The 19,690-nt window shown below is 67.5% G+C and carries 16 protein-coding genes; 5 read left to right on the forward strand and 11 right to left on the reverse strand.

What is annotated here, in order from left to right; translation table 11 throughout:
- The first annotated feature begins 12 nt into the window (after positions 1-12).
- The 4 genes from pgaA to pgaD are packed head-to-tail and all read left to right on the forward strand — an operon-like array spanning position 13 to position 5,677.
- Positions 13-2,046 (forward strand): poly-beta-1,6 N-acetyl-D-glucosamine export porin PgaA, encoded by a 2,034-nt coding sequence (gene pgaA / locus AC6CHL_RS07870; protein WP_498294080.1) that lies wholly within the window; start codon positions 13-15, stop codon positions 2,044-2,046.
- Between the two features lie 10 nt (positions 2,047-2,056).
- Positions 2,057-3,955 (forward strand): poly-beta-1,6-N-acetyl-D-glucosamine N-deacetylase PgaB, encoded by a 1,899-nt coding sequence (pgaB, locus tag AC6CHL_RS07875; protein WP_498294211.1) that lies wholly within the window; start codon positions 2,057-2,059, stop codon positions 3,953-3,955.
- 7 nt (positions 3,956-3,962) lie between these two features.
- On the forward strand, positions 3,963-5,210 hold the full coding sequence (gene pgaC / locus AC6CHL_RS07880) for a poly-beta-1,6-N-acetyl-D-glucosamine synthase (protein ID WP_038687442.1): 1,248 nt from the start codon (positions 3,963-3,965) through the stop codon (positions 5,208-5,210).
- On the forward strand, positions 5,207-5,677 hold the full coding sequence (gene pgaD / locus AC6CHL_RS07885) for a poly-beta-1,6-N-acetyl-D-glucosamine biosynthesis protein PgaD (RefSeq protein ID WP_448134050.1): 471 nt from the start codon (positions 5,207-5,209) through the stop codon (positions 5,675-5,677). The genes pgaC and pgaD overlap by 4 nt, the downstream gene beginning before the upstream one ends.
- A gap of 624 nt (positions 5,678-6,301) precedes the next feature.
- On the opposite strand, the gene AC6CHL_RS07890 is transcribed toward pgaD, so the two are convergent.
- The 11 genes from AC6CHL_RS07890 to AC6CHL_RS07940 all read right to left on the reverse strand — a co-directional run bounded on the left by AC6CHL_RS07890 (position 6,302) and on the right by AC6CHL_RS07940 (position 18,076).
- Positions 6,302-7,600 carry a glutamate-5-semialdehyde dehydrogenase gene (locus tag AC6CHL_RS07890; RefSeq protein ID WP_498294081.1) on the reverse strand — a complete coding sequence of 433 codons (1,299 nt, stop codon included), beginning with the start codon at positions 7,598-7,600 and terminating at the stop codon, positions 6,302-6,304.
- 78 nt (positions 7,601-7,678) lie between these two features.
- A complete protein-coding gene (gene proB / locus AC6CHL_RS07895; protein ID WP_498294082.1) occupies positions 7,679-8,827 on the reverse strand; it encodes a glutamate 5-kinase in 1,149 nt (382 codons plus the stop codon).
- Positions 8,828-8,841: 14 nt separating this feature from the next.
- Positions 8,842-9,102: a YciI family protein gene (locus AC6CHL_RS07900; protein ID WP_038687434.1), complete on the reverse strand. Its 261-nt coding sequence runs from the start codon at positions 9,100-9,102 to the stop codon at positions 8,842-8,844.
- A gap of 76 nt (positions 9,103-9,178) precedes the next feature.
- Positions 9,179-10,474: an argininosuccinate lyase gene (gene argH / locus AC6CHL_RS07905; RefSeq protein ID WP_137189946.1), complete on the reverse strand. Its 1,296-nt coding sequence runs from the start codon at positions 10,472-10,474 to the stop codon at positions 9,179-9,181.
- 70 nt (positions 10,475-10,544) lie between these two features.
- Positions 10,545-11,507 carry an N-acetyl-gamma-glutamyl-phosphate reductase gene (argC, locus tag AC6CHL_RS07910; protein WP_498294083.1) on the reverse strand — a complete coding sequence of 321 codons (963 nt, stop codon included), beginning with the start codon at positions 11,505-11,507 and terminating at the stop codon, positions 10,545-10,547.
- Positions 11,504-12,103, reverse strand: coding sequence for a GNAT family N-acetyltransferase (locus AC6CHL_RS07915; protein ID WP_038687428.1), 600 nt, complete (start codon positions 12,101-12,103; stop codon positions 11,504-11,506). Before AC6CHL_RS07915 ends, argC begins: the two co-directional genes overlap by 4 nt.
- A gap of 5 nt (positions 12,104-12,108) precedes the next feature.
- On the reverse strand, positions 12,109-13,434 hold the full coding sequence (locus AC6CHL_RS07920; RefSeq protein WP_038687426.1) for an acetylglutamate kinase: 1,326 nt from the start codon (positions 13,432-13,434) through the stop codon (positions 12,109-12,111).
- Between the two features lie 73 nt (positions 13,435-13,507).
- Positions 13,508-14,596, reverse strand: a complete 1,089-nt coding sequence (locus AC6CHL_RS07925) for an acetylornithine deacetylase (RefSeq protein WP_038687424.1) — start codon at positions 14,594-14,596, stop codon at positions 13,508-13,510.
- Between the two features lie 155 nt (positions 14,597-14,751).
- Positions 14,752-15,945 (reverse strand): argininosuccinate synthase, encoded by a 1,194-nt coding sequence (locus AC6CHL_RS07930; RefSeq protein ID WP_141059262.1) that lies wholly within the window; start codon positions 15,943-15,945, stop codon positions 14,752-14,754.
- Between the two features lie 163 nt (positions 15,946-16,108).
- Positions 16,109-17,119 (reverse strand): N-acetylornithine carbamoyltransferase, encoded by a 1,011-nt coding sequence (locus AC6CHL_RS07935; RefSeq protein WP_038687420.1) that lies wholly within the window; start codon positions 17,117-17,119, stop codon positions 16,109-16,111.
- A 393-nt stretch (positions 17,120-17,512) separates the two neighbouring features.
- Positions 17,513-18,076, reverse strand: coding sequence for a hypothetical protein (locus tag AC6CHL_RS07940; RefSeq protein ID WP_038687418.1), 564 nt, complete (start codon positions 18,074-18,076; stop codon positions 17,513-17,515).
- A 190-nt stretch (positions 18,077-18,266) separates the two neighbouring features.
- Here AC6CHL_RS07940 and cysS point away from each other — a divergent pair, with 190 nt between their 5' ends.
- Positions 18,267-19,637: a cysteine--tRNA ligase gene (gene cysS, locus AC6CHL_RS07945; RefSeq protein WP_498294084.1), complete on the forward strand. Its 1,371-nt coding sequence runs from the start codon at positions 18,267-18,269 to the stop codon at positions 19,635-19,637.
- The last annotated feature ends 53 nt before the right edge of the window (positions 19,638-19,690 follow it).

The raw sequence follows: 19,690 nt of genomic DNA on the forward strand, positions 1-19,690 counted from the left end.
ACTGGGGGTTCCATGTACAACCATCGGCCGCTGGCGCTTTGCGTCGGCCTGGCATGCGCCACACTCTGTTTGACCAGCACCGGCGCACGCGCCGCCGCGACTGCGGATCAGCTCGGGCAGATCAGCCACTTCCGCGACCATGCCCAATGGCTGGATGCGCTGGCCGCCATCGAGCGGGCCCAGCTGCAGTCGCCCGACGACGCCCTGCTGTACAAGCTGCAGGTGCTGACCCTGTCCGACATCGGCAACGCGCACCGCGCCTGGCAGCTGTACCAGGCCCGCCCGCAGCTGTTCGATGATGGCCAGAAGCAGCGCTTCGAGGCCAACTACCTGGCCAAGCTGGTGGGCTGGAGCCTGGCCTACGGGGCCAGCGAAGACACCCGCCTGGACGAAGCCGAAGGCGCCCTGGCGCAGATGCAGCAGTATCTCGACCGCGACGGCAGCAGCGTGCAGGCCGCGCCGCTGCGCATCCGCTACGACCGCCTGATCCTGCTCAACCGGCTGGGCCGGCACACGCAGGTTCGCGACGAGTACCGCAGCCTGTTGGCCGACGGCCATCCGGTGCCGAACTACCTGATGGCCCCGATCGGCGATTCGCTGATGGCCACCCAGCACCCGCAGGAAGCCATTCCCGTGCTCGAGGCGGCGATGAAGGCCGACCCCTCGCAGCCGCAGGTGCGCTCCGAGCTGGCCTACGCCTACCTGGAAAGCGAACAGGCCAACACCGCCATCGCGCTGCTCACCAAGTGGCAGGCCGACGAGCCCGCATGGCGCTGGACCAACGGCGCCAAGGCCCCGCACGCCAACTGGCCGCGTTACGAAGCCGACCTCAACCTGGCCATGGTGCGCGCCTACAGCGGCGACCTGCCCACCGCCCAGCGCGACCTGGAGAAGATGGTCGACATCGGCCCGGGCAACACCGGCACGCAATCCTCGCTGGGCAACGTCTACCTGATGCGCGGTTGGCCACGCCGGGCGCTGGAGCGCTACAGCATGGCCAACACGCTGGACCCGCGCGACGTACCGGCCCGCCTGGGCCAGTACGACGCCTACGTGGAGCTGCAGCGCGACGACCTCGCCCGCCCGATCCGCGACACCCTGCTGGAGCGCTACCCCGGCCAGCCGTCGGTGCAGCGCCTGGACCGCAGCTGGCGCGCCCACCGCGGCTGGCAGCTGCATGCGTACGCCGAGGGCGGGCGCAGTTCCGGCGGCGGCGGTGCGTCGCCGTTGGGCAACGATGACGGCCGTTACGGGGTGGAAGTGCAGTCCCCGATCCTCGACGACCGCTGGCGCGTGGTGGCCTTTGCCGACCGCCGCAACGTCGACTTCCAGGACCAGACCATCAACCCGCTGCGGGTGGGCCTGGGCACGCGCTACCGCTATGGCCGCGCCGACGCCGAAGCCTTCGTCAACCGCGCCAACGACCACATCGGCGATACCGGCCTGAGCGCCGGCCTCGGTTGGCAGTTCAGCGACCAGTGGCATGTGGGCGTCACCGCCGCGCGCAACGATGCCGATGCGTCGATGCAGGCGCGCGTGGCGGGCATCACTGCCGACAGCGTGGCCATCGTCGCGGATTACCGCCGCAACGAACGCACCCACTGGAGCATCGGCGCCAGCCAGTTCCGCTACGACGATGGCAACCGCCGCGATACCGTCACCACCGCCATCGAGCAGCGCCTGCTGACCCGCCCCACGCTGATCCTGGACGGCCTGGGCAGCCTCTACGCCAGCCAGGGCAGCCACGACGACGTGCCCTACTTCAACCCGTCCGAGGACCACTCGGTGGAACTGGGCCTGCGCGTGGACCAGCAGCTGTGGCGCCACTACGAGCGCCACTTCCGGCACCGCCTGACGGTGTCGGTGGGCCAGTACTGGCAGCAGGGCTTTGGCAGCGCGCTCGTGCCGTCGGCCGAGTACCGCCACGAATGGCAGATCGGCGAAGGCCGGATTTTCGAGTACGGCGTGAGCTGGTCGCGACCGGTCTACGACGGACAACGCGAACGACACGTGGGCCTGGATGTCGGCCTGCGCTGGGGAGAATGAGATGGACCATATGGATCTGAAACGCTGGACCCTGGGCCTGCTGCTGGCGTTGCTGGGCGTTGTCGTTCCCGCGCACGCGCAGCCGCCGTCGGCGGCCGTGCTGGACGCGGCCGACAACGGCCTGCTGGTGCTCAGCTACCACGACATCCGCGATGACGTGGCCACCACCAGCGACCTGGACGCCTATGCGGTCAGCACCCAGAACTTCGCCGCGCACCTGGACTGGCTGTCCGCGCACGGCTACCACCCGGTGTCGCTGTCGCAGCTGATCACCGCCTCGAAGGGCGGCACCCCGCTGCCACCCAAGCCGGTCCTGCTGACCTTCGATGACGGCCTGCGCAGTGTGTACAGCAAGGTGTTCCCGCTGCTGCGCGCCTACAACTACCCGGCCCTGGTGGCGGTGATCACCGACTACGTGGACATGCCCGCCGGCCGCCAGATCGACTACGGCTACCGCCCCTTCACCCGCGACGATTTCCTGACCTGGGAACAACTGCGCGAGATGCAGAAGAGCGGGCTGATCGAACTGGCCAGCCACACCGACAACCTGCACCACGGCGTGCAGTCCAACCCGCAGGGCAACTCCACTCCGGCGGTGATCACCCGCATCTACGACCCGACCGCCAAGCGCTACGAAACCGCGGCCCAGTACGAAGCCCGCCTGCGTGCGGACCTGCAGCTGAGCGTGGACCGGATCCAGAAGAACGTGGGCGTGTCGCCCAAGGCGATCGTGTGGCCGTATGCCGCCTACAACGCACTGAGCAACGACATCGCCGAGCAGCTCGGCATGCCGGTGTCCTTCGACCTGGAAGGCCGCAGCACGCCGGTGACGCGTGACCTGCACGGCCTGGCCCGCTTGCTGGTGACCAACAACCCGACCGTGATCCAGCTGGCCTACGAACTGCGCCGCGACGTCGAACGCGACGGTATGCGCGCCCTGCAGATCGACCTGGACGCGGTGTACGACGCCGACCCGGCGCAGCTGGCCAAGAACCTGGATGCGCTGATCGAGCGGGTCAAGAAGATCGGCCCCACCCACGTGTTCCTGCAGGCCTTCGCCGACCCGGACGGCAACGGCTCGGCTGACGCGCTGTACTTCCCCAACCGGCACCTGCCGATGCGCGCGGACCTGTTCAACCGCGTGGCGTGGCAGCTCAAGACGCGTGCCGGGGTGAAGGTGTTCGCGTGGCTGCCGGTGCTGGGTTACGAGCTCAAGGACCCGGCCATCCGAACGGCGCTGGCGATCGAGAGCCCCGAGCGCGATGGCATCTTCCGGCTGGACTTCACCAACCCGAAGGTGCGCCGGATCATCGATGACATCTACGAAGACCTGGCGATCAACTCCTACTTCGAGGGGCTGCTGTTCCACGACGATGCCTACCTGCGCGATACCGAGCTGAGCCAGCTGCCGCCCGAAGGCGACGACGGCGCGCGGACCCAGGCACTGATCGACTTCACCCTGGAGCTGCGCACCGCCGCGCAGCGCTGGCGGCCCAAGCTGGCCACCGTGCGCAACCTGTACGCGCAGCCGGTGCTGCAGCCGCAGAGCGCCAGCTGGTTCGCCCAGCGCCTGGACCTGTTCAACAAGGCCTACGACCACACCGCGTTGATGGCGATGCCGTGGATGGAAGGCAGCCGCAACCCGGAAAAATGGCTGGACACGCTGGTGGTGGCGGTGCGTGCACACGACCCGCAGCTGTCCCAGACCATGTTCGAACTGCAGACGGTGGACTGGCGTACCCAGAAGCCGATTCCCGGTGAGCGCCTGCGTGCGCAGATCCGTCGCCTGCAGGCGCAGGGCGTGCGTCATTTCGCCTGGTACCCCGACGACTTCATCGCCGGCCGTCCGTCCACTTACGATGCGCGCGCGGCGATGTCCTCGCGCAGCTTCCCGTACGAGGAAAAGTGAGGCTGCCATGCATCCCTTCCTGTTCGCGCTGTTCCAGTTCGCCTTCTTCTATCCGATGGTGATGGCGTTCTTCTGGATGTCCGGCGGCCTGTACTACTTCTTCCGACGTGAGCGAAAGGCGCGCGATCGCAACGATCCGCCGCCGATGGAAAGCTACCCGTTCGCGTCGATCCTGATCCCGTGCCACAACGAAGCGGACAACCTGACCGACACGCTTGGCTCGGCGCTGCGCCAGAACTACCCGGACTTCGAAGTGATTGCCATCAACGATGGCAGCAGCGACGACACCGGCGCCCGCCTGGACGCGATGGCCGCGCTGCATCCGCGGCTGCGCGTGGTGCACCTGGACCGCAACCTGGGCAAGGCCAATGCGCTGCGCATGGGCGCACTGGCGGCACGCTCGGAGTACCTGGTGTGCATTGATGGCGATGCGATGCTGGAGGAGTACGCCACCCACTGGATGGTCTGGCACCTGACCAGTGGCCCGCGCGTGGGCGCGGTGACCGGCAACCCGCGCATCCGCAACCGGTCCACCCTGCTGGGCCGCCTGCAGGTGGCCGAGTTCTCTTCGATCATCGGCATGATCAAGCGCGCCCAGCGCGTGTACGGGCGCATCTTCACCATCTCCGGGGTGATCGCCGCGTTCCGCCGCACCGCGCTGCACCGTATCGGCTACTGGGCCGATGACATGGTGACCGAAGACATCGACATCAGCTGGCGCCTGCAGCTGGACCACTGGGACATCCGCTACGAACCCAACGCGCTGTGCTTCATCCTGATGCCGGAAACGCTGAAGGGCCTGTGGCGGCAGCGCCTGCGCTGGGCCCAGGGCGGCGTGGAAGTGATGCTGCGGCATGGCAGCTCGCTGTTCCACTGGCGCAAGCGCCGCATGTGGGGCGTACTGCTGGAATACCTGCTGAGCGTGCTGTGGGCCTACACCATGCTGGCCATCATCGTGCTCTGGGCATTGGGCAAGTTCATGCCCCTGCCGCAGGACCTGTACATCGCCACGCTGCTGCCGCAATGGCACGGGGTGATCCTGGCGCTGGTGTGCCTGCTGCAGTTCGCCAGCAGCCTGATCATCGACCGCCGTTACGAAACCCACATTGGACGCAACTACTTCTGGGTGATCTGGTACCCGATGGCGTACTGGCTCATCAGCCTGTTCACGACCCTGGTGGCCCTGCCGAAGACGCTGCTCAAGCGTCGTGGCAAGCGGGCGGTCTGGGTCAGTCCCGACCGGGGTATCCGATGAACACTGTCAAATCCACCCGCCGTTTCGACTCGCGCCTGATCCAGAAACCGCGCCAGCAGCCGCGTCTGCAGCGCACCGCCTGGGGGTTTGTGACCCTGGCCTTCTGGGGGTTCTACTTCTACCTGTGGGCGCCGTTGGTGACGTTGATTTCCTGGCTGCTCGGCGGCCGCATGGCCTGGCTGCAACTGTACGAGTACAAGCAGGCCATCGACCCGTTCATCATCATCGCGCTGCCGGTGATGCTGGTCTGCACGGCGGTGCTGCTGATCGCCTGGGCCGAGTACAACCGCATGCGGTTTGCCGGCAAGGAGCGCCGCACCCCGCATGAGGACACCACCCGCGAGGAGATCGCCCGCGACCTGGGCGCCAGCCCGGAACTGGCGGCGCAACTGGCCAGCGGGAAGGCGGTTACGTTGCATATGGACGATCACGCGAGGCCGGTGGGCGTGACCCACCAGCTGCTGTAGGAGGGGGCGGCAGGGCTGCGCCCTGCACCTGCCGAAGCGAAGGCCAGAGCCGGAGCCAGAGCCGGAGCAACGTCAACGGCTGAAGCGGCTCTGGATTTCTGCTGGTTGGGCGGGGCGGTGTGGGTGGGCAGGACACGCCGTAAACCCGTCCATGGGGGCTCGGCGGCGCCATCCATGGCGCCAACGGTCCTGCCCACCCACACCGCCCCACCCCCGACAGTTTCCTGGTGACGGTTGGTGGAGCCATGGCATGCGGGGATCAGATCCGATCGATATCGATATCGATATCGAAATCGAATAATTCAAATCGAATAGTTCAAATCGAATAGTTCAAATCGAATAGTTCAAATCGAATAATTCAAATTGAAATCGAAAATCGTCCACGCACGCAGTGGCTCTACTGTCAGCCACGGGAATCTGTCGAAGGCGGGGTGGGTCCGGTTGCGGGGGTGTCCGCGGCATGGATGCCGCGGCCAAGCCCCCAAGGATGGGTTTACGGCGTCCCCCGCAACCGGACCCACCCCGCCATCCCACGGATAGCCCGCTTCTGACGTTGACGTTGACGTTGCCGTTGCCGTGGCCTATAGCGGGTGCAGGGCAGCAGCCCTGCAAACAAACAAACACCTACCGCGTCTGCCCTTCCCCGCGCACCACGAACCGCTCCACCGTCAGCGCGTCCAACCCCATCGGGCCGTACGCATGCAGGCGCGTGGTCGAAATGCCGATCTCCGCGCCCAGGCCCAGTTCGCCGCCGTCGGAGAACCGCGACGACGCGTTCACCATCACCACCGCCGAACGCAAGGCGTGCACGAACTGCTCGGCCGCCTGCGCATCCTCGGTGGCAATTACCTCGGTGTGGTCCGAGCTGTACTGCTGGATATGCGCCAGCGCCTGATCGAGGTCATCGACCACGCGCACCGCAATGATCAGGTCCAGGTACTCGGCCGCGTAATCGGCGTCGGTGGCCGGCTGCGCATCGTCCAGCCACTGCCGCGCGCGGTCATCGGCCCGCACCGCCACGCCACGTTCGCGCAGCGCCTGCCCCGCCAACGGCAGGAAGGTCGCGGCCACATCGGCATGCACCAGCAGCGTTTCCAGCGAATTGCACGCCGACGGCCGGCTGCACTTGCCGTCAACCAGCAACGCCAGCGCCCGCTCAAGATGGGCGGCGCGGTCCACGTACAGGTGGCACACGCCCTTGTAATGCTTGATCACCGGCACCCGCGCATGTTCGGCCACGAAGCGGATCAAACCTTCGCCGCCGCGCGGGATCGCCAGGTCGACCAGGTCGTTGAGCTGCAGCAGTTCCAGCATGGTCTCGCGGCGCAGGTCCTCGACCAGCGTCAATGCCGCCTCGGCCACGCCCGCCTCGCGCAGCGCACGCTTGAGTGCGGCGGCAATGGCGGTGTTGGAGTGGATCGCCTCCGAGCCACCGCGCAGGATCACCCCGTTGCCGGCCTTGATGCACAGCGCAGCGGCATCGGCGGTCACGTTCGGGCGGGCTTCGTAGATCATCACGATCACGCCCAGCGGCACGCGCACCTTCTGCACGCGGATGCCGTTGGGGCGCACGTCGTCACGGGTGACCACGCCCACCGGATCGGGCAACGCGGCCACTTCACGCAGGGCCGCGGCGATGCCGGCCAGGCGCGTGGCGTCCAGTGCCAGGCGGTCGAGCATGGCGCTGCCGGTGCCTTTGTCGCGCGCAGCGGCCAGGTCGCGCGCGTTGGCGTCCAGGATCAGCGCGGCATCGGCCTCCAGCGCGGCCGCCATGGCGTCCAGCAGCGCGGTCTTGGCGCTGGACGACAGCTGCGCCACCTGCTGCGCCGCGGCGCGGCAGGCCAGCGCCTGGGCGCGGATGTCGGAGGGGGAGCTGGCAACCATCTCAATATCCTCTGAAGATGCAGGGTAGCGCCACGCCATGCGTGGCTGCGGGATGTCGAACGGGCCCAGGCTGCGCGGCCACGTAGGGCGTGGCGCTACCGTGGATGTTCTTACGCTTTACAGCACCACCAGGTCGTCGCGGTGGATGACGTTGCCGCCGTAGTTGTAGCCGAGCACGCTCTCGATGTCGCGCGAGTGGCGGCCGGCGATGCGGCGGATGTCGCTGGCCGAGTACTGGCTGACGCCGCGGGCCAGGCACATCTCGCCCTGCTCACCGCGCAGGCGCACTTCGATCATGTCGCCGCGGCGGAAATCGCCGTCGGCCCCGCGCACGCCACCGGGCAGCAGCGAGGCGCCCTTGTCGCGCAGCGCGGCGGCCGCACCGTCGTCGATGAGAATCGCGCCGGGTTCCAGCGGGGCATGCCGCAACCAGTACTTGCGGGCGGCCACGCGGGTCTGCCCGGCGTGGATGCGGGTGCCGAACAACCGGCCCTGGGCCAGCGCACGCACCACGTCGCTGTCGCGACCGTTGAACAGGCAGGTGTCGATGCCGACCCGCCCGGCCTTGGCCGCCGCTTCCAGCTTGGTATGCATGCCGCCGGTGCCGGCCCCGCTGCCGGCGCCGCCGGCCATGGCCAGCACCTCGCCGGTGAGCTCGGGCACGTCGTGGATCGGCCTGGCCTGCGGGTCACGGCGCGGGTCGGCGCTGTACAGGCCATCGATGTCGGTGGCGATGAACAGCACGTCGGCATCGATCAGTGCCGCGACCGTGGCGGCCAGGTTGTCGTTGTCGCCCAGTTTGAGCTCATCCACCGACACGGTGTCGTTCTCATTCACCACCGGCAACGCGCCCAGGCGCAGCAGCTCGTTGAGGGTGGCGCGCGCGTTGAGGTAGCGGCGGCGATTGCGCAGGTCGTCGTGGGTGAGCAGCACCTGCGCCACGGGGCGCTCGAAGAAGCGCTGCCACAGGCCGATCAGCTGCGCCTGGCCCAGCGCGGCCAGCGCCTGGCGCGCGGCCATCGCCGCGCCGGCTTCCAGCGCACGCGGCACGATCGCGCGGCCCGCGGCCACCGCCCCGGACGACACGATCACCACCTCGCGCCCGGCCAGCACGTTGGCCGAGACGAACTGGGCCAGGCCCAGCGCATGGCGCGGTGACAGCCCACCGCCGTCGGCGGCGAGCAGGCTGCTGCCGACCTTGAGCACGGCGCGCTTCCACGGCGGCAGGGTCTGTTCGGGAAACGGCGATTGCACGGTCGGGCTCATCGGGAGTGCATGCCTCAGCGGGTAGCCCATTCGTGGATGCGGGCGGTGGCACTGCCGTGCACCAGCAGCGGATCGGTGTCCACCAGCGCCTGCGCGGCGGCCAGGTCGGCCACGTCCTGCAGCACATAGGCGCCCCCGCTCTTGTCGGTGAAGCCGCCGGTCAGCAGCAGCTGGCCGCGGGCGCGCACCTCATCGAGGAAGCGTACGTGTTCGGCGCCCACCTCGTCGCGGAAGTCCGGGGTGCGGGTGACCAGTACCAGGTAGCAGATGTTCATGGGTGTCCATTCGGGGGGTCGGGCAGCGCCGTTGTTGTGGTTTGCCGGGGAGAGCCCGGCACTACCGTCGTTGTGGTTACACCAGCGCGGCCCAGCGGGCGCGCAGTTCGTCCAGCCGCAGGTCGGCGGCCGCGCCGGGCGACACGCGCGCGGCCAGGCTGCCTTCGGGCGTACGCCCCTGCCCGGCACTGTCGGCGCCGGCCGCGGCGGCCTTGTAGGCCTCGCGGAACGGAACGCCGGCCACCGCCGCTTCCACCGCGACGTCAGTGGCATACATGCCCGAGTCGATCGCCGCGCGCAGCTTGTCGTCGCGCCATTCCAGGTTGGCCAGCAACGCCGGCAGCAGTTCCAGCGCGGCCAGGCCACGGCCGAAGCCGTGGAAGATGGCGCCCTTGCTGCTCTGCAGGTCGCGGTGATAGCCGGACGGCAGCGACAGCAGCTGCTCGATCTCGGTACGTGCGGCGGCCACGCTGGCGTGGGTGGCGCGCATCAGTTCGATCACGTCCGGGTTGCGCTTGTTGGGCATGATCGAGCTGCCGGTGGTGTACTGCGCCGGCAGCGCCACGAAGCCGAACTCGCCGCTGGTGAACAGCGACAGGTCCCAGGCGATGCGGCGCAGGTCCAGGGTGGCACCGCCCAGCGCTTCCAGCGCGGCCAGCTCGAACTTGCCGCGCGACAGCTGCGCGTAGATCGGTGACACCTGCATCCGCGCAAAGCCGAGCGCGGCAGTGGTGTGGGCGCGGTCCAACGGCAGGTTCACGCCGTACCCGGCAGCGGTGCCGAGCGGGTTGGCGTCGATCAGCGCGAAGGTGTCATGGGCGCGGATCGCGTTGTCGATGAAGGCCTCGGCCCAGCCGGCCCACCACATGCCCGCCGAGGACACCACGGCGCGCTGGATGTGGGTGTAGCCCGGCACCGGCAGGTCCTTCTCGGCCTCGGCGCGGTCCAGCGCCACCTTGGCGATCTCGCGGCTCAGGCCGGCCACGTGCAGCAGCTTGTCCTTCAACCACAGGCGGGTGGCCACCAGGATCTGGTCGTTGCGGCTGCGCCCGGTGTGGATCTTGCGACCGGCATCGCCCAGGCGTTCGGTCAGGCGGGCTTCGATCGCCGAATGGCAATCCTCAAAGCGCTCATCCAGCACGAATGCACCGCTGCGGAAATCGGCACCCAGCACGTCCAGCTCGCGCAGCAGGCCATCCAGCTCGTCGCTGGACAGGATGCCGATGTGCTGCAGGCCCTGCGCGTGCGCCTTGCTGGCGGCAACGTCATACAGGAAGAACTCGCGATCCAGGATCACGTCATCGCCGGCCAGGAAGGTCTGGATCTTGGCGTCGACGGCGACGCCCGGCTTCTGCCACAGAAGGTCTGCCATGTCTTGCTCCGTTGGCGGAATCGCTCCGCCGGGTTGTGCGCGCACCGTTGCCGGTGCGCGCCGGTAGGGTTCAGTGCGGGATCGCGGCCAGTTCGTCCAGGCCCAGCGCCAGGTTGAGGCTCTGGATGGCCTGGGTGGCCGCGCCCTTGAGCAGGTTGTCCAGGGTCGCCACCACCACCACCCGCTTGCCACCCGGGGCCACGTCGAAGCCACCGATCTGCACGCCATGGCGGCCGGCGATCTGGCTGACCCACGGGGCCTCGTCGATCACTTCCACCAGCGCTTCATTGGCGTAGTACTTCTGGTACAGCGCCATCACGTCCTCGCGCTTGACCACGGTGTTCAACCAGAGGTTCACGGTCATGGTGATGCCGCGGAAATGCGGTGCCACGTGCGGCATGAACTCCACCGGCACGCGCAGGTGCGCGGTGACTTCGCGCTCGTGCATGTGGTTGGTGAGCGCGTACGGCATCAGGTTGTCGCGCAGCAGCTCCGGGTTGTTCTTGTCCGACGGAGTGGTACCGGCGCCGGAATACCCGGACACGCCGAAGCACTGCGGCGGGCCGGCCAGCTGGGTCAGCAACGGGCTGATCGCCAGCTGCATCGCGGTGGCATAGCAGCCCGGGTTGCTGATGTGCTTCTGGCCCAGGTAGTCGCCCCGGGTCAGTTCGGGCAAGCCGTAGTACCAGCTCGGCTCGAAGCGGTGGTCGGCCGACAGGTCCACGATCACCGTGTCCGGCCGGGCCGCGTCCAGCGCGGTGACGAACGGCGCGGCCAGCCCGTTGGGCAGCGCCAGGATCACCGCGTCCATGCCCTTGGCAGCGACCGCGTCGGCGTCGAGGTTTTCGAACAGCAGGGCAGAGCCCTGCTCCACGTCGGGGTGATGGTCGGCCACACGCTGCCCGGCCAGTTCGCGCGAGGACACAAAGCCCAGCTGCAGGTTGGGGTGCGCGGCAATCAGCTTGATCAGCTCGGCGCCGGTGTGGCCACGGGCGCCGACGATGCCGACGGTGTACTGCGGGGAGCTGCTCATGCGTGTGCGTCCAGGCGGTGCTGCAGGTGGCGCTTCACGCCCTGCCATTCCGCGTCGATGATGGAGAAGATGACGGTGTCGCGCGGGGTGCCGTCGGGGTGGCGCTTGTGGTTGCGCAGCACGCCGTCCTGCTTGGCACCCAACCGCGCGATCGCGGTACGCGAGGCGAAGTTGAACCAGCTGGTTTCGAACACCACGCTCAGGCACTCCAGCCGCTCGAACGCATGGGTGAGCAGCATCAGCTTGGTTTCGGTGTTGATGCCGGTACGCTGCGCGTCCTGCCCGTACCAGGTGTAGCCGATGCTCAGGCGCGGCACCTCTTCTTCCATCGCGTAGTAGCGGGTGGTGCCCACGACTTCATCGGCCGCGTTGAGCACCACGAAGGGCAACACTTTGCCGTCGGCCTGGGCCTGCAGTGCGGCCTGCACGTAGCCGGTCATGGTCTTGGCGCTGGGCACCTGGGTGTACCAGAGGCTGGACAGCGTGCCGTCGCCCAGCGCGCCGCGCAGACCGTCGATGTGCGCCATCTGCAGCGGCTCCAGCCGGGCATGGGTGCCGGCCAGCGTGGGCACTTTGGTCCAATCGGCGTGATTCATCGGGTTCAGCCCTCCAGGCTCGGGGTGCGCAGGGCGCAGTGTTCAACGTAGGTGCGGATCCGCTCGAAGCCGTCGGCGCCAAACCAGAACACCTTCCAGGTGCCCTGCTTGTAGCAGCCGTCGGACTCGGCGTAGTAGAAGTGGTTGATCGGGTTGCCGTTGCGCGAGCGCCAGAACAGCTGCGGGGTTTCCTCCAGCATCACGTTCCACACCGCGCGGCCCAGGCCTTCACCCTGCGCGTCGTCGAGCACCGCGAACTTGTCCAGGTACACGCCTTCGGCCTCGTCGGTGAGGATCACCGCGGCGCGGTAGTTCTCGCTGACGTAGGCGCGCAGCAGCTTGGTCTTCTCGAAGTAGTCCGGCACCAGGGTGCGGCCGAAGCTGGATTCGATCAGGCCCTTCAGGCGCGGCAGGTCCAGTTCGTCCCAGGCGGTGGCGCGCAGGACTTTTTCACCCTTGCGCACCAGCGTGCCCGAGCCCTTGTGAGTGAACAGCTCCTTGGCCAGGTCTGCCGGCCGGGTGATCGACACCGACGACTCCAGCGGCAGCCGATCCAGCAGGTCCTTGATCTGTTCGATCTTCACCCGCATGCCGCCGTGGATCCACGGCTGCTGCATCAGCTGGTCGTACTCGGTGGACAGGTTGATCGAGTCGATCACCTTGCCCTCTTCGTCGAGCAGGCCGCCGGTGCCGGTCAGGAAGATGATCTTGTACGGCTGCAGTTCCTGCACCAGCTCATTGGCGGCAAAATCGGCGTTGACGTTGAGGATCTGCCCGCAGCGGGTTTCGCCCAGGCTGGTGATCACCGGGATCGAGCCGGCGCGCAGGCTGGCTTCGATCGGGGCCAGGTTGACCTTCTTCACCTCACCCACCAGGCCATAGGTGGCCTGGTCCATGTACTCGGCTTCGAACACGCCGCCGGTGATCGAGGTGGCGCGGGCGCCGTTCTGCTGCAGCGCCTCCACCAGCTGCAGGTTGGACGCCTGGAACACCCGGCGCACGATCGCCAGGCCTTCCGGCGAGGTCACGCGCAGGCCGTTGACGGTTTCCTTGACGATGCCGGCCGCCGACAGTTCGGCGTCCAGCTGCGGGCCGGCGCCGTGCAGCACGATCGGGGTCAGCCCGACTTCCTGCAGGAACGACAGCGAGGAGGTCAGCGCATCCAGGTCATCGCGCAGCACCGCGCCGCCGACCTTGACCACGGCGAAGCGCTTGGCGTCCAGCTGCGAGAAACGCTTGAGGTACTGGCTGATCTCCTTCGCGCTGGCCATGCTCGAAAGCAGGCGCACGATGGTCTGGCGGGTCTGGCGGTGGGGCTGGGAAGAAGGCATTTCGGTATCGTCACAGGCGGCCGAAGCCGCGATGGGAGTTCCGTCAGTGGGGGACCACGACGGCGTCATTCGATCAGGCACCGTGCGCGATGATGCGGTGCACGGATGCGGTGTAACGCTGCAGCTGCTCCAGCGTCACGAACTCATCGGCGGTGTGGGCCTGGGCGATGTCGCCCGGACCGTACACCAGTGTGGTGTAGCCGCCGGCCGAGAACAGCGAGGCCTCGGTCCAGAAGTCCACCGCGTTGCCGATCGGAATATCCAGGGCATCGGCCACATCGCGCGCGGCCAGGCGGCGGTTTTCCGCTTCGGCGATGTCGCCGGCCGGGAAACTGGGGCCACGGAAGGTTTCGGTGAACTGCGCCGCGGCCGGTTCGGCAAACCCGGCGAAGGTGGCCAGCAACGCGTCGATGTCCATCGACGGCAACGGGCGGAAGCCGAACCGCACTTCGGCAGCAGGCGCAATCATGTTGGCCTTGATACCGCCTTCCACCCGGCCGATGTTGAAGCGCAGGCCGGTGAGCCCGCCGAAGCGTGCATGCGCCAGCGATTCCACGTGGTCCAGCGCGCGGTTGCCCCAGCGCATGGCCTGGTGCAGCGCGCTGGCCGCCGCATCCTGCTTGCCCGAGGCATGCCCGGCGCGGCCGGTGAACTGCATCAGCACCGAACTGATGCCACGGTGCGCAAGCACCGCTTCGCTCATGGTCGGCTCGGCCACCAGCACCGCTTCATACGGAATGCCACGGGCCAGGAAGGCAGCGATGCAACGCGGATCGTTGGCTTCCTCGTCGCTGGAGAACAGGAACGCGGCATCGCCATCGCTGGCATTCGCTGCGGCCACCAAGGCCGCCGCAGCGCCCTTGATGTCACACACGCCCAGCCCGATCACGCGATCCTCGGCGCGCCGCATCACGTGCGGGTCGGCCGTCCAATGCGGCGAGTCCGGCACGGTATCCAGGTGCACGTTGAACAGGTACTTCGGGGTGCCACGCACCGCATACAGGCTGACCGCACCGTCGCCATGGTCGATCACCTCCACGTTGAACCCGGGCAGGTTCGCACGCAGGTAATCGAAGATGCCGCCGGTGGTGATCGCCCGCGGCGGATTGCGCGTGTCGAAGGACACGAGCTGCTGCAGGTGATCGAGTGTCTGTTCCAACATGTGTCTGGATATCCGTAGGGTTCAAAATCGGTAGTGCCGGCCGCTGGCCGGCTCTGCAATGATCCGGCCGTTCCAGGAGCCGGCCAGCGGCCGGCACTACCCCTCCATCGGCTTTGCGAGGCGCCGGCCAGCGGCCGGCACCCCGGTGAATCGCCTTAGCGGTTGACCTGCGCGTACAGCGTGGAGCTCATACCAAACAGCTTGATGAAGCCTTCGGCCTCTTCCACGCCCCAGTCGGCCGACTGTGCATACGTAGCGCCCTTGGTGTTGAGCAGGTGCGGCGACTTCACCGCCACGGCATCCACACGGCCACCGCGGGTTTCCAGCACCACTTCACCGTTGACCTTGGCCTGCGAGGACTTCAGGAAGGCTTCGATGTCGGTCTTCAGCGGGTCGTGGTAGAAGCCTTCGTACACCAGCTCCACCCACTTGCGCGCCACGTCCGGCTTGAAGCGGTTCTGCTGCTTGGTCAGCACGGCATCTTCCAGCGCGCGGTGCGCGGCCAGCAGCGAGACCAGGCCCGGCGCTTCGAACACGATGCGGCCCTTCAGGCCGATCACGGTGTCACCGGTGTAGACGCCACGGCCCACGCCGTACGGGGCGAACAGCTTGTTGAGCTTGGCCAGGATCTGCTCACCCGGCAGCGCCTTGCCGTCCAGCTCGACGGCTTCGCCTTCGACGAACTTCAGGGTGACCGTCAGTGCCTGTTCCGGCCATTCGCTGCGCGGTGCGCACCAGCCGCGGGCACCTTCGCCCGGGGCTTCCCAACGGTCGATCTCGCCGCCGGACATGGTCAGGCCCAGCAGGTTCTCGTTGATGGTGTAGGCCTGCTGCTTGGCGCGCACGCCGAAGCCGCGCTCTTCCAGGTACTTCTGCTCGTAGGCGCGGGTCTGGGTGTGTTCCTTCTGGATTTCGCGGATCGGCGCGACGATCTGGTAGTCGCCCAGCGCCTTCACGGCCAGGTCGAAGCGGACCTGGTCATTGCCCATGCCGGTGCAGCCGTGGGCGATGATGTTGGTGCCCAGCTCGGCGGCGCGCTTGAGCGCGGCATCCACGATCAGGTAACGGTCGGACACCAGCAGCGGGTACTGGCCCTGATAGCCCTCGCCGGCCCACACGAACGGCTTGACGAAGCCGCTCCAGATCGCCGGGCCACCGTCGACGGTGACGTGGCTGGTGACGCCCAGTTCGGCGGCACGCTTCTCGATGAAATCGCGCTCTTCGTCATCCACGCCGCCGGTGTCGGCGAACACGGTATGCACGTTGTAGCCGCGCTCCTGCAGGTACGGCACGCAGAAGCTGGTGTCGAGTCCACCGGAGAAAGCCAGGACGATGTCTTTGTTGCTCATGGGGGTCAGGTCCAATTGGGGAATTAGGATTCGGTAGAGCCGACCGTTGGTCGGCTGAATCGTGCGGTACGCCGGTCGGCTGAAATCCTGCGCCGGTCGGCTGAAATCTTCGGTGTGACGGTTGAGGCGCAGCCGACCAACGGTCGGCTCTACCCCGTCGGCACTAGCGGCCGATCAACGCCGACATGATCGCCTTCTGCACATGCAGGCGGTTTTCAGCCTCGTTGATCGCGATGCACTGCGCCGAGTCCATCACGCCGTCGGTGGCCTTCACGTTGCGGCGCAGCGGCAGGCAGTGGCTGAACACGCCGTTGTTGGTCAGCGCCATCTTGGCTTCGTCCACGATGAAGTGCTGGTACTGGTCGCGGATCGGCTTTTCCGGTTCCCAGTTGCCGAAGAACGGCAGCGCGCCCCAGCTCTTGGCGTACACCACGTCGGCGCCGGCGTAGGCGCTGGCGATGTCGTGGCTGACCTGCAGCGACCCACCGCTCTCGGCCACGTTCTGCTCGGCCCAGCCCATGTAGCGCTCGTCCAGAATGTAATCCGGGGTCGGACACAGCAGGGTCACGTCCATGCCCATGCGGGTGGCGATGGTCAGCGCCGAGTTGGCCACCGCGGTGTTCAGCGGCTTGGGGTGGTAGGTCCAGGTCAGCACGTACTTCTTGCCGCGCAGGTCCTGGGTACCGAAATGCTCCTGCAGCGCCATCACGTGGGCCAGTTCCTGGCACGGGTGGGTGATGGTTTCCATGTTGATCACCGGCACCGGCGAGTACTTGGCGAAGCTCTTGAGCACGATGTCTTCGCGGTCCTTGGCCCAGTCGATGAACTTCGGGAAGGCACGCACCGCGATCAGGTCGCAGTAGCGGCCCAGCACCTTGGCCACTTCGGCGATGTGCTCCTCGGTGTCCCCGTCCATCACCGTGCCCAGGTTGAACTCGATCGGCCATGCGTCCTTGCCCGGCTGCAGCACGATGGCGTGCCCGCCCAGCTGGAAGGCACCCAGCTCGAAGCTGGTGCGGGTGCGCATGGAGGGATTGAAGAACACCAGGGCAATCGACTTGCCCTTGAGCTCGTCGCCCAGCTTGTTGCGCTTGAACAGCGCGGCCTGGGTCAGCAGGGCATCCAGGTCGGTGCGGCTCCAATCCTGGGTGTTCAGGAAGTGCTTCAGGGACATCGATCGATCCTTTGCGGCTGGTTTTCCACCGTTGCCGGCGGAGGTTGGGGGCGCCGGGGCGCGTTCAGGGCTCAACAAAACGTATACAGATGAAACTTTTCGGATCGTAGAAACGAAAAAACCCAGCGCGGGGGCTGGGCTTTCCGAACAGACAGCACGAAGCTCCGGTTACCCAGCGAAAATGTGGGGTTCCGGTCGGCGGGCACGCGACGTCATGCCCGTAGCCATACGGGCGGCGCTGGTGTCGTGCTGGAAGTCGGTGAGTTTCATGGCCGCCCATCTTTGCATGCACCCCGGGTGGGTGCAAGGCCTGAATGTCAATTGTGGGCACCGGCCGTGGCCGGGTACGCCCCTCACGGGGTGGGACACCCTTCACAGGGCCGGTGAACGGCCTCAGGGATTGGCCGCGCTGCCCTGCTCGGCGCCGATCCACGGGGTGATCGAGACGCGGATCTTGAGCCGGTTGCCCGGATCTTCGGGCAGGCGCGAGCGGTACTTGGTGCCCTTGTAGACGTAATCCACGTCGTAGGCGATCGGCCGGCGGAACTCGCGGCCGACCGGGATGATCCGGCATTCACGGGTCAACAGCGGGCCGTTGTTGGCCGCCGGTGCGGGCGCTTCGGCCACCGGCATCTCTTCCTCGGTGCCGTCTTCGCGGCGGAAGATCGAGCGCACCGAGTCCATGAAACGGCCGAACCGGCCCTTGTCTTCCTGCGGCTCTTCCCCGGTGACGTTGACCGGGGCCAGCGTACGCGTGGACACCGGCTCGCAGTGTTCTTCGGTGCGGGTCGCGCGCAGCGTCTGGAACACCGGTTCGACGTTGAGCACCTGGGCGTAGTCGAACTTCACGTTCTCCACGATCACCACCCGGTTCCGGACCTCGCCGTCCTGGGCGCAGGCCACGGAGGCAGCGCCGCCAAGCAGGCAGGTCAGGGTCAACAACGAAGCGGATTTCATTGGCAACAGGGAAGTGGACAAGGTGGATAGTTTAGGCAGTGCCAGGCACAAGGGGCTGAACATTACCCTTCCGCGATGATTCTGCCCATAGCCCCCCTGCCCCGGGCCGGTTGCCGCGCGGCCCCGGCGCTGGGCGCCGATGTGATCTAAAATCGCGGGCTTGCCCCCTTTTGCCCCCACCACCGCCCCCATGACCCTGCGCCTGCACAACAACCTGACACGCCAGCTCGAACCGTTCACCCCGCTCGATCCGACCTGTCCGACCCTGTATGTGTGCGGCCCCACGGTCTACAACTATGTCCACATCGGCAACGCCCGCGGCCCGGTGGTCTTCGGGGTGCTGGCCGACCTGCTGCGGCGCCGCTTCGGCGGCCTCCGCTACGCCCGCAACATCACCGACGTGGACGACAAGATCAACACCGCCGCGCGTGAACAGGGCGTGCCGATCTCGACGATCACCGACCGGTTCGCCGCGGCCTACCGGGAGGACATGGCCGCGCTGGGCGTGGTGCCGCCGGACATCGAGCCGGAAGCCACTGCGCACATTCCGCAGATCGTCACCATGATCGAGCAGCTGATCACGGCCGGCCACGCCTACGCCGCCGAAGGCCACGTGCTGTTTTCGGTCGGTTCCTATGCCGGGTATGGCAAGTTGTCGCGCCGCGACCCGGACGAAATGCTGGCCGGCGCACGCGTGGACGTGGCCCCGTACAAGCGCGACCCGGGCGATTTCGTCCTGTGGAAGCCCTCCAGCGACGACCTGCCCGGCTGGGAATCGCCGTGGGGCCGGGGTCGTCCGGGCTGGCACATCGAATGCTCGGCGATGGCGGCCGCGCACCTGGGCCCGACCATCGACATCCACGCCGGTGGCGTGGACCTGCAGTTCCCGCACCACGAGAACGAGATCGCGCAGAGCGAATGCGCCCACGGCGGCCAGACCTTCGCCCGGTTCTGGCTGCACAACGGCATGCTCAACTTTGGCGGTGCCAAGATGAGCAAGTCGATCGGCAACATCGAGCGCGTGCACGACCTGGTGCGCAAGCATGCGCCCGAGGCGCTGCGCTATGCGCTGCTGTCGGCGCACTACCGGCAGCCGCTGGACTGGTCCGACGCGCTGATCGAACAGTCCGCGCGCACGCTGGACCGGCTGTACGGCACCCTGCGCGACCTGGCCGCCGTCGAGGCCACTGCGGTCATCCCCGCGGAGATGGACGCGGCCCTGGACGACGACCTCAACACGCCGCAGGCCTTGGCCGAACTGGCCCGCATCGCTGGCGAAGCCCGCAAGGCCGCGCCGGCCGACCAGGCCCGCTGGAAGACCGCGCTGCTCGGGGCCGGCCTGGCGCTGGGCCTGCTGCAGCAGGATCCGGCCGCCTGGTTTGGCAACGCACCGGGCGACACCGATGACGATGCGCGCATCCAGGGCTTGATCGATGCCCGCACCACCGCCAAGCAGGGCCGCGACTTCGCCCGCGCCGACGCCATCCGCGACCAGCTGGCCGCCGAAGGCATCGCGCTGGAAGACACCGCCCAGGGTGTGCGCTGGGTACGCAAGCGTTGATGCCCCGCCCGGCCGACCGCCGGGCGCTACCGCGACACAGATCCGGCCACGGA

Source organism: Stenotrophomonas sp. GQ19 (assembly GCF_059758695.1).